General features: G+C 70.8%; 8 protein-coding genes and 2 pseudogenes. 7 read left to right on the top strand and 3 right to left on the bottom strand.

From position 1 onward, the window contains the following. Window positions 1–572: 572 nt before the first annotated feature. Entirely contained in the window at window positions 573–1,604 is a 1,032-nt protein-coding gene (locus AOJ26_RS17640; RefSeq protein WP_053849265.1) for a LacI family DNA-binding transcriptional regulator, read from the bottom strand. Window positions 1,605–1,699: 95 nt separating this feature from the next. Between AOJ26_RS17640 and AOJ26_RS41910 the strand changes: the two are divergent. Continuing rightward, window positions 1,700–1,897 (top strand): annotated as a pseudogene (locus AOJ26_RS41910) (ATP-binding protein); the annotation flags it as partial. 127 nt (window positions 1,898–2,024) lie between these two features. After that, the gene (locus AOJ26_RS17635; RefSeq protein WP_234358585.1) at window positions 2,025–2,321 is read left to right on the top strand and encodes a hypothetical protein; all 297 of its coding nucleotides are present in this window, start codon (window positions 2,025–2,027) and stop codon (window positions 2,319–2,321) included. Between the two features lie 550 nt (window positions 2,322–2,871). On the opposite strand, the gene AOJ26_RS17630 is transcribed toward AOJ26_RS17635, so the two are convergent. Both AOJ26_RS17630 and AOJ26_RS17625 read right to left on the bottom strand, forming a co-directional pair. Further along, complete coding sequence (locus AOJ26_RS17630) at window positions 2,872–3,558, bottom strand: response regulator (protein ID WP_053849264.1); 687 nt, start codon at window positions 3,556–3,558, stop codon at window positions 2,872–2,874. Next, entirely contained in the window at window positions 3,530–4,834 is a 1,305-nt protein-coding gene (locus AOJ26_RS17625) for a sensor histidine kinase (RefSeq protein ID WP_053849263.1), read from the bottom strand. The genes AOJ26_RS17630 and AOJ26_RS17625 overlap by 29 nt, the downstream gene beginning before the upstream one ends. Before the next feature lie 270 nt (window positions 4,835–5,104). Between AOJ26_RS17625 and AOJ26_RS17620 the strand changes: the two genes are divergently transcribed. From AOJ26_RS17620 to AOJ26_RS17600, 5 genes and pseudogenes are all read left to right on the top strand, one after another. Then, a complete protein-coding gene (locus AOJ26_RS17620; RefSeq protein WP_053849262.1) occupies window positions 5,105–5,893 on the top strand; it encodes an ABC transporter ATP-binding protein in 789 nt (262 codons plus the stop codon). Then, complete coding sequence (locus AOJ26_RS17615) at window positions 5,893–8,457, top strand: FtsX-like permease family protein (protein ID WP_053849261.1); 2,565 nt, start codon at window positions 5,893–5,895, stop codon at window positions 8,455–8,457. The genes AOJ26_RS17620 and AOJ26_RS17615 overlap by 1 nt, the downstream gene beginning before the upstream one ends. Window positions 8,458–8,608: 151 nt before the next feature. Beyond that, window positions 8,609–9,202 carry a winged helix-turn-helix domain-containing protein gene (locus AOJ26_RS17610; protein WP_053849260.1) on the top strand — a complete coding sequence of 198 codons (594 nt, stop codon included), beginning with the start codon at window positions 8,609–8,611 and terminating at the stop codon, window positions 9,200–9,202. Continuing rightward, entirely contained in the window at window positions 9,199–10,515 is a 1,317-nt protein-coding gene (locus AOJ26_RS17605; protein ID WP_053849259.1) for an MFS transporter, read from the top strand. The genes AOJ26_RS17610 and AOJ26_RS17605 overlap by 4 nt, the downstream gene beginning before the upstream one ends. A 132-nt stretch (window positions 10,516–10,647) precedes the next feature. Further along, window positions 10,648–10,827: pseudogene (locus tag AOJ26_RS17600) on the top strand (TIGR00730 family Rossman fold protein); the annotation flags it as partial.

Genomic DNA, 10,827 nt, shown 5'->3' with positions numbered 1-10,827 from the left:
GCGCCCAGGCCTGGGGGGCCGCGGCCGCGGGGCCGGTGGCGGTCAGGGCCGTGCCGCCGGCCAGGGCGAGAGCGAGGAGCGCGGTGGTGGCCCACCGCGCTCGTCGTCTCAGATGGCCCAACGGCCCTCTGTCTGCGGGTACTCGACGCATGGTGCCTCCTTGGATCGTGGGGTGGGGAGACGTACGCGTGCAGGCGGGGCGGCCGGAAGGGAGTCTTCTCTCCGCGCGGGCAACGTTGTCGAGCCCGCGCACAGAGGGTTTTACATCGTTGGAAGAGGGCTGTAAATCCCTTGTGCACGCACCCGTGTGCCTCGGGAGAAGGCGGAGGTGAGGGGGAAGCGCTTACTGGGGCTCGGCCGTTCGGACCGGCTCTGCCACCCGCGAATGCCGAGACGGGCCGGCAGTTTTCGGCGAGCCCGAGCCCGAGCCCGAGGGCGAAGTGTCAGACGTGCCGGACGCCGGCCGGAGCGCGTCTGTCGGAAACGAGGGGAATGGAGGAGGAGCGGTGGACAGGGCGCGATGAAGGTCCTCAGGTGCCGTCCCGTCCGACCCGCAGGCGCGGTCCCAACGTTCAGTCCTGGGCCCGGTGTTCCGGAGCCTCGCGTCCGAGGGTGCTCTCCCGTTCGACCAGGCGGTAGTCCGCCCGGACGCGGCGGGGTTCGGGTGCCGTGCCGCCCAGTCGGGCCAGCACCGATTCCACGGCGAGCCGGCCGATGGCCTCCTTGTCGGGCGACACGGAGGTGAGCGACACCGCGCCGAAGTGGCCTTCGACCACGTCGTCGAAGCCGACGACCGCGATGTCCTCGGGAACACGCAGTCCGCGCTGGTGCAGGACGCGCATGGCGCCGATGGCCATCGGGTCGTTGTACGCGAAGATCGCGTCGGGGCACCGGCCGTCATCCAGGATGCGCGTCATGGCCGCCGCCCCGTCGGCATGGCCCCATCCGTCGGTGGCGGCCACCAGCCCGTCGTCCGCTGGGAGTCCGGCGGCGGTGAGTTCCTCCCGCCAGCCGCGTACGCGCAGTTGGGCGGGCTCGCTGCGGCCGCGACGGGCGCCGACGAACGCCACTTCCCGGCGCCCGAGAGCGATCAGGTGCCGGACGGCGGCGCGGGCCGCGGCGACATTGTCGATGGCGATGTGGTCGTACGGCAGGTCGTAGTCCCGCTCTCCCAGCAACACCAGTGGAACGCTCTCCGCCCGGTCGCGCAGGTCCTCGGTCTCCAACTCGATGGGACTCAGGATCAGTCCGTCGATGACGCGTGCGCGGAAGCCCTGGCTGACCAGCAGTTCCTGCTCACGGCGTCCGCCGGTGTGGTCGAGCAGCACGATGTAGTCATGGGTGGCGGCGGCGTCGATGACGGCGGCGGCGAGTTCGGCGAAGTAGGGGTTGCCCAGTTCGGGCAGGGCCAATGCGATCATGCCCGTGCGGCCCTTGCGCAGGTGCCGTGCCGCCAGGTTGGGACGGTAGCCGAGTGCGTCGATCGACCGCTGGACGCGTTCGCGCATCGCGGGAGTGACGTGCTGGTAGTCGTTGACCACGTTGGAGACGGTCTTGATCGAGACCCCCGCGTGGGCGGCGACGTCCTTGAGGCTGACCCGCACGGCATTCCCTTTCAAGGCGGCCCGGCTCGGGTGGGGTGGGGGTGGTGTTCGTACGACGCGCTTGACGTCACGCCCCGCATTGGGCTCTTGCATTCCTTACGGAACGGGAGGAGAAGAATAGCGTCGCCGTCGCCTCGAACGAGAGTTTCAGCGGCTGGACGGAATCCCTCGCCGATCCCTGGCTCTGCGCGTCCGTCGTCGACCGGCTCACCTTCGGCGGCAACCTCATCCGGACCGGCACCGAATCCTGCCGACTCGCCGTCACCCAAGCACGGGTAGCCGCCCAGGACGCAACGCAAGCTGACGGCGCTGGAGAGCGCGGCAGGTCGAGTGAAGACGCAGCGGCCGAGGACCTACTTGTCCGAACATCTTCGAGTGACGCTGAAATCGGTACCGCGGCGGTGATGGTGCTGGTCTCGTGTGGCCGTCCGAGTGATCGACTACGCCGAGATCAAACGCGGCGTCCTGGCAGCGCTCGAGCCGACGGCGTGGCAGGACCTCCTCGCCCACAGCCACAACCCGATCGAAGGCGCCCTCGCCCACCTGTTGGATGCCGGGAAGACGGCCGGTGCCATCCGCACGGACGTGGACGCCCACGGGGTCCTCCTGCTCATCGCCTCCCTCAGCCGCCTGGAACGGCATGAATGGGAAACCACGACACGGCCACTGATGAACGTCATTCTCGACGGCCTTCGGCGACAGGACGCCGACCAGTGAGGACAACAGACCGCTGAGGACATCCCGAAGAGCAATCCAACGTCACCGCACGGCAGGGGAATGACATCGACTCCGCCACCGAGCGCTGTCAGTTCTCATCAACATGTCGCGGCTCGCTGATCGATAAGCGCTGCCCTGACTGGTCGACAAGCGATGTCCGCTACCACCTGCAAAGCCAGCGGTCAGGCCGACGGCTCCTTTGACCGAGAGGTGGAGAGCGCCGTGGCCGGGCTCCCAGCTGACCCGCTTCGTGATCCCTGACGAGCCCGGGCTTACGGTCCGGCGACGACCCGGGGGCCGGACTCTTGCGTTCTCGGAGCCTTGAGCGCACCATCCGCCCTCCCCATGGCCGGCGCGGCCTGGGCCGCCGGCCAGAGGGCGCCTCGGCATCCGCGGGGGCGCAGGGGGCTGCCTGGTCCGGGGCTCCCGCTGCGCGCGGGCCCGCCGCCGGCGGACAGTGCCCCCACATCTCCGCCCCCGCCCGGCCAGGACCGCAGCGGCACCTTCGTACGGTGCCCGGAGGTACCGGCCCGGCGGCCTGCGGGAGACGTCAGCTCCTGTCAGTCCGGTGAGCCGTGTGGGGGGTCACCAACCCGGAGTCGTAGGCGAGGATCACCGCCTGCACGCGATCCCGCAGATGGAACTTGTCCAGGATGTGTGCGATGTGTGTCTTCACGGTCGTCTCTCCGATGCCCAGCTCGGCGGCGATCTCCGAGTTGGACAGACCGCGGGCCAGGGTCCGCAGGACGTCCACCTCGCGCCCTGTGAGGATGTCCAGCTGGGGTGGGACGGGTGGGGCGGTATCGGAAGGCATGCCGGCGAACCTCGCCAGCAGGCGCCGGGTGACCCGGGGGGCGAGCACGGCGTCGCCGGCCGCCACGGTGCGGATCGCGGACACCAGGGAGTCGGCCGGCCCGTCCTTGACGAGGAAGCTGCTTGCGCCTGCCCGCAGGGCGTCCACCACATGCTGGTCGAGATCGAACGTGGTCAGGATGATGACCCGGCTGGACAGCCCGGACTCGGCGATCAACCGGGTCGCCTCGACGCCGTCCATCCGCGGCATGCGAATGTCCATCAGGACGACGTCGGGAGCCAGGCGTCGGGTCTCCTCGACGGCTTCCTGGCCGTCGGCGGCCTCACCCACGACTCGGATGTCCGCCTCCGCCTCCAGGATGAACCGGAAGCCGGTGCGGATCATCGGCTGATCGTCAGCCAGCAGGACGCTGATCGGCCGCATGGTGTGCTGTTCCTCCGGTGTGGGTGATGCCGTCCTCGTCGGGCAGCTGAAGTACGGCGTGGACGCAGTATCCGCCGCCCGGGCGTGGGCCGGTGTGCAGGGTGCCGCCCGTCGCGGAGATTCTCTCCCGCATCCCCAGCAGGCCATGACCGGAGCCGCCCGCGGCCGCGGGGACCCGTCCTGCGAGTCCGCCGGCGACGCCGGGCCCGTCGTCACAGATGCGGACGTGCAGCTCTTGCGGGTGCTCTCCCCACAGCAGCCGGACCCGGGCGTGCGTCGGTCCCGCGTGCTTGACGGTGTTGGTCAGTGCCTCCTGCACGATGCGATAGACCGTGAGCTGGAATCCCGCCGGCAGGGACACCGGCGTGCCCGACACTTCGTAGTCCACCTTCGCACCGGTGGCGCGCACGGCGTCGACGAGGGCGGGCAGTGCCGCGACGGTCGGCTGGGGCGGCTCCTTCGAGGGTGTCGCATCCGCGTCCTCGTCGGTGCGCAGCACGTCCAGCAGCCGGCGCAGCTCGGTGACGGTGTCCCGCCCCGTCTGTTCGATGGCGGAGTGCAGTTCGTGCGCCTTGTCGGGGGAGCGGTCCTGGATACGGTCGGCGGCGATCGTCTGCACGACCATCAGGCTCACGTTGTGCGCCACGATGTCGTGCAGTTCGCGGGCGATGCGTGCCCGCTCCTCCATCACCGCGGCCCGCGCGTTGGCCGCCTGCTCCCGCTCCAGGGCCGCGACACGCTGCACGACCTCGTCTCTCACGGCCTTCCGGGCCCGGGACAGCCGGCCCAGGGCCCAGGCCGCCAGCAGCAGCACGGCGTCGGTGAGCAGTGCGGCCAGGGCGTACCCCGAGGGCGCCAGCAACGCCTCCGTCAACGCGCTCAGGGGAATGACCGCGGCGGCGACGAAGGTCGTCGCGCGCGGCGTGCCGCGTACGGCCGTGAGGAACACGGCGATGGCCACGGCCAGGTAGGTGGGGCCGATCGACGTACCGTCCGGCCCGGAGAGCTGGGGGATGTAGGAGAGATGCTGAAGCGTCGCCGACGCGATCGCCATGACCAGCAGGCTCGCCAAAGGCATCTTGCGGTGCACGGTGAACGGAAGGCTCGAGAGCAGCGCCAGCACGAGCCACCACAGGTCAGGTGCCCGCAAGGACTGCGCGCCGGGCGGAATCGCTTCGGGCAGCGCCAGGCACGCAGCCGCCGCCAGGACGGCCAGCGCCGCGTCCGTGACCGCCGCCGGCACCTGGTAGCCCGCGAACGGGCCCGACTCTCTCATGCTCCCAACGGTAAACGCGCTGTTCATGCCCATTGACCTTCCCAGGTCGGAACCCCGCCGCCCCGCTTCCTCCTTCCGGTCCTCCTCCCTGCGGAGGAGCCACCACCTGCGGCGCCCCCTGAAACCGCGGCACGCCCTCCTTCGGCCGGAGGAAGGCCCGACCCTCCTCGCTCGGCAGGCGGAGCGACCGGTTCGACGGGGAGAGGGAGGTCGAAGGCCCCAGGAGCCGATCAACTGGAAGAGCCCACCCCCTCGACGTGAGGTTCGACCATGCTCGGAGCACGCAGCCGGACTACGCCCGCCGACGACCCCATCGGCATCGACCCGTCCCACCACGCCGTACAACTGACCCAGGTGACCAAGGAGTACGGCCGCGGCCCCGGCAGAGTCGTCGCACTGGACGACGTCAGCATCGGTGTCGCAGCGGGCACCTTCACCGCGGTGATGGGCCCGTCCGGCTCGGGAAAGAGCACCTTCCTCCACTGCGCCGCCGGACTCGACCGGCCGACGTCGGGAACCGTCCAGCTCGGCGGCCAGAACCTGGGCGACCTGGACGAGACGCAGCTCACCCGACTGCGCCGCACCCGCGTCGGATTCGTCTTCCAGGCCTTTAACCTGCTGCCCGCGCTCACCGTCGAGCAGAACGTCACCCTGCCCCTGCGGCTGGACGGCCGCGGCACCGACCACGACACGGTCCGCGGTGTCACCGACGCGGTGGGCCTGACAGGACTGCTCACCCGGCACCCGACGGAACTGTCCGGCGGACAGCAGCAGCGCGTGGCCATCGCCCGGGCCCTCATCACCCGTCCGCAAGTGATCTTCGCGGACGAGCCGACCGGCGCACTCGATCCGGACACCGCCGACGACATCCTCACCCTGCTCCGGCAAGCGGTCACCGACCTGCACCAGACCGTCGTGATGGTCACCCACGACCCGGCAGCCGCCCAGCACACCGACGAAGTGATCTTCCTCGCCGCGGGACGTGTGGTGCGCCGCATGACAACACCCTCCGCCCCTCGGATCAAGGCCGCCATGACCGAGCTGAGGAGGAACGCCTGATGCTGCGCATCGCTCTCGCGACCCTGCGCACGCGCGCCGGAGCTTTCGCTGCCACGTTCGCAGCCCTCCTGCTGGGCTCAGCCGTGATCACCGCCTGTGGCGTACTCCTGGAATCAGGCCTGCGCTCCTCCGTGCCGCCCGAGCGGTACGACAAGGCGCCTGTCGTCGTGGCCGGCCGCCAGGACGTCGACCTTCAAGTGAAATCCGCCGACGGCTCCGCCTACGGCAGCTCCCAGCCGCTGTCCGAGCGGTCCGGGCTCGACGCCGCTCTGGCGAAGGACCTTGCCGCTGTGGAAGGTGTGGCCTCCGTGGTGCCCGACCGCGGCGCCCCCGTCCGTCTGCTGGCCGACGAGCGGACCGTGACCGGCGCCAACGGAGCCGTACCGCAGGCCCGTGCCTGGGACAGCCGCGTCCTGGGCGGCTTCCGGCTCAGCGAGGGGCACAGTCCGCGAGGCAGCCGGCAGGTCGTCCTGGACCGTGATCTCGCGGAGCGGGCCGGGCTGCGGACCGGTGACCGCGTGCGGATCATGGTCACCTCGACACCGCTCACCTTCGAGGTGGCCGGGCTCGTGACCCTCGACGGCGGACGCACCCCCCGGCAGTCCGTGCTGTTCGCCTCCTCGGCCGCGATGGATCACCTGTCACCCCGGTCGAGTGCACACGTCAATGCCTTCGGCGTCTTCGCCCGGCCGGGCACTGACGTGTCGGACGTGGCGTCCGCGGTCGAAGAGGCAGTGCGAGGACGCGACGCAGCCGTGTACACCGGCGACAGCCGCGGCGAAGCGGAGTTCACCGACCTCGCCGTCGGGGCGGCCAACCTGACGCAGCTTTCCACCGGCATCGGCGGCAACGTTCTGCTGGTGGCCGTGTTCGTGCTGTGCGCCACCACCTCGCTCGCGGTGCGCCACCGCCGCCGTGAGCTGGCTCTGCTGCGCGCGATCGGTACCACCCCCGGCCAACTGCGCCGCATGATCGCGGCAGAGTCCGCCGTGGCGGGCCTGGTGGCCGGGCTGCTCGGATGTCCGCTCGGCGTCGGGGTCGTCCACTGGCTCAGCGGTCAGTTCGCAGGGCGCGGCCTGGTGCCGCCGGACTTCCACCCGGTGCTCGGTCCGCTGCCGTTCCTGGCGGCGGTGGGCATCACCGTGCTCACCGCGGTGATCGCAGCCCTCGTAGCGGCACGCAGGGCGGTCCGTGTCCGCCCGACGGAGGCGTTGCGCGAGGCATCGACCGAACCCGCCCGTCTCGGCCGCGGACGACTGATCACCGGCGGTGTCCTGCTGGCGCTGGCCGTGTCCGTGGTCGGCCTCGGACTCGGATACCGCACCGATTTCATGACCTTGGTCGGACTGGCCAACTCCCTGGTGCTGGTCCTCGTCATCGCCGCTGCGGTCCTCGGCCCGCTCGTCACCCGGGCGGCGATGACCGTCCTGGCGCCCCTGCTGGCCCGCACCGGCGCTACCGGCTGGCTGGCAGCCGCCAACTCCCGTACCCGCGCCGCACGGACCGCGGCAGCCGTCACCCCGCTGGTGTTGGCCGTGTCCCTGGCCGCGACGGTCGTCTTCACCCAGACCACCCAGCTCCAGCAGGCCGCGGACGAGACCCGCGCGGGCACGCTCGCCACCCGGGTGGTGAACGCCCCCCAGGGTGTGTCCCCCGATTTCGCGGAAAGGGCAGCCCAACTGGCGGGTGTTACGGCCGCCACCGGTGTGGTCCGCTCCAAGGCCATCGGCGTGGGGACGCTGTTGGGCACCCAGGAGACCGTCTCCCTCAGCGCCCAGGGCCTGGAACCCGCTGCCCTGGCCGACACCGTCGACCTGGACGTCCGCGAAGGGAATCTGTCGAACCTGGCTCCCAGGACGGTCGCCCTCAGCACGACAGCGGCCTCATGGCTGGGCCTGGACGTCGGCGATCGCGCCCACCTCCACCTGGGAGACGGCACGCCCTTCAGCGGCGAGGTCATCGCCGTGTACGGCCGCGGGCTCGGCTTCGCCGATCTGACCTTCGACCACGATCTGCTGCTGTCCCACACCACGGCGCACGTCGACGAGTCGGTGCTGATCCGCTCGCAGTCCGCGCACGCTCCCGACCTGTCCGCACTCGCGCGCAGTTACCCGGGTACGACCCTGAGCACAACGCCGGCCGCCGACGCGCAGGTCCGCGAGCAGCGGGCACTGGCCTGGGTGAACTACGTAGTGGTCGGCCTCATCATCGCCTACACCGCCCTTACCGTGATCAACACACAGGCGATGAACACCGCGACCCGCCGACGGGAGTTCGCGCTGCTACGGCTGACCGGCACGAGCCGGTCCCAGGTACTGGGCATGATGCGGCGGGAGAGCGCCACGGTGGCAGCCGTCGGCAGCGTTCTGGGCACCCTGCTGTCCGTGCCTCCGCTGGCCCTGGTCGCCCTGGCACTGACCGGCAGCCCCGTGCCGACCGTACCCGTCATGGGCTGGCTCGCGATCGTCGGATCGACAGCGCTCCTGGCAGTGGCCGGGGCGATGCTGCCCACCCGGCTGATGCTGCGGACACCTGCGGTGCACTCCATCGGGACGAAGGAATGACGCCGGAAGCGGGGCAGCCGACCGGCACCTTCCCGGACGCCAGGGGATCCGGCCCTCGTCGGGGAAAGCTCCGGTATGGACATCGCCAGGAGTGCGAGCCAGAATGAAGGAACAGTTTCGAAAGAGTTCTTTAACATAAGGCTTCTCTCTCATGGTGACCGGACAGGACCCGCCGCCGCGGCGGCAGATCAACGACCCCCGGCAGTTGCGCGCACTGGCCCACCCGCTGCGGCTCGCCGTACTCCAGTACCTGATGGCGGTGGGGCCGCGCACAGCGAGCGAGTGCGCGGTGGAGGTGGGCTCCACCGCCTCCAACATCAGCTGGCACCTGCGCCATCTGGCCGGCCACGGACTCGTCGAACCCGTCGAGCCGTCCGACGGCCGCGAACGCCCCTGGCGGGCCGCCCAGGTCGGACTCGACTTCGGAGCGATGAGCACCGACCCCGTCGTCATGCCGGAACAGGACGCCCTGATCGCGGCGAGCATGGCCGAGGAGAGCCAGCTCACTCGGCGTTTCCTCGACCACCGGGACAAGATCGACCCCCGGTGGCTCGACACGGCCCGACTCGACGGGTACGTACTGCGAGCCACTCCCCAGGAGATGGACGAGCTGGCGGAGCGACTGAACGCCCTGCTGCGGCCCTACCTGGCCACTGTCCGTGACGATCCGCCCGAGGACGCCACCCTGACCTACGTGGGGCTGCGGCTGTTTCCCCGGCTGAACGCGGCGGGGCGAACCGAATGACCGGCCCGGCCGCACCTGCACGCCATCCGTTACGGGACGCGGTCTTCGCCCGGCTGTGGGTCTCGGGACTGCTGTCCGAGACGGGCAAGTGGGTCCTTCAACTGGCACTGCCCCTGTACGTGCTGCAGCTGACCAGCTCGGCCCTGGTCACCTCGGTCGTGGCGATGCTCGGACTGCTGCCCAGCCTGTTCATGGCTCCCGTTGTCGGCGCGCTCGTCGACCGCTGGGACCGGCGTGGTGTCCTGGTGGTGGTCAGCGTGGCCCAAGCGGCGCTGCTGCCCCTCCTCCTCGGCGTCGACGACAGGGGAGACCTGTGGCTGATCTATCTGGTCACAGGCGCCGAGGCGACCCTCACCGTGGCGTTCGAGTCGGTCAAGAACGTCGCCCTGTCCACCGTCGTGGCTCCGGACCAACTGGTCAGCGCCAACGCCGCGATCGGCCTCAACGTCTCCATGGGCCGACTGGTCGGCAGCCCGCTCGGCGGCATCCTGCTGAGCACCGCCGGGCTGCCGTTCGTCATCGGCTTCGGGTCGCTGTCGTTCCTGGTCGCCGCCGCCCTGGCGTGGACCATCCCCCGGGGGCCGCGCACCCGCGAGGCCCCCGGGGCGGACCAGCGGTTCCTCACCGGTCTGGGCCGAGGTCTGCGCACCATCCGCGACGTCCCCGTGCTGCGCGGCACCTTCGCCTGTGTGGGACTGCTGTCTCTCGCGCAGGGCATGTTCGTCGTGCTGTTCCTGCTCTTCGTCACCGATCTCATCTCCGCGGGCGAGGCCCAGGCGGGCCTCCTGCGCGGGGTGCAGGCGGTCGGCGGATTCGTAGGCACCGTGACCGCGGGGGTGCTGACCCGTCGCCTCGGTGCGCCGCGTCTGCTCAGCACCGGGGTCCTCGTCTTCTGCGCGGTCAGCGCGCTCACGTGGAACATGTCGACGGTGACCGCCGGACTCTGGGTGTACGTCGCGCTGTTCACCGTCGCGGGCGTGCCCGCCGTATGGCTGGCCGCCGCCTGGCTCTCCCTCGTCCAGCAGTCCTCACCGCTTCCGGTACGGGGCCGGGTCATGGCCCTCGTGCTCGGTCTGTCCGACGGCTTCCAGGCGCTGGGCATGCTGGTCGCCGGTCTGCTGACCGGAGTCGTCGACACCCTCGCCGCCCTCGACATCCAGGCAGCCCTGCTGCTCTGCGCAGGCCTTCTCGCCCTCCGGTTGCACCCCGGAAGGGGCACGGCCGAGAAGCACGGCAAGGTGCTCACGCGCGGCCGGCTGGCCCGTGCCGCGGTGCTCGCGCGGACCCAGCACCGGCGCGACGACCAGTCCTGAAGGGACCGCGGCCGACCGGTCCTGCTGCCCGGGAACTGCCGGAGGGCCAGGCTGCCCGCGAAACTGCCGGAGAGGCGGCGCGTCCTCTGTTTGACTCCACAGCGCAACGAAGCCGCTGCGTGAGGAGACCCGATGACCGTCCCCCTTTCCGTCTGCGTCTTCTGCGGCTTCTCTCCCGGAGCGGGGACACGGTACGTGGAGTCGGCCAGGGACCTGGGCGCGCTGCTCGGCCAACGCGGGCACCGGCTGGTCTACGGCGCGGGGACGGGCGGGCTCATGGGGGCCGTGGCCGCCGGGGCCGCGGCCCCCATG

The organism is Streptomyces sp. NRRL B-24085 (assembly GCF_001282115.1).
Lineage (GTDB): Bacteria > Actinomycetota > Actinomycetes > Streptomycetales > Streptomycetaceae > Streptomyces.
Note: the sequence above shows the minus strand (reverse complement) of the source record. Positions and strands in the feature narration are given on the sequence as shown.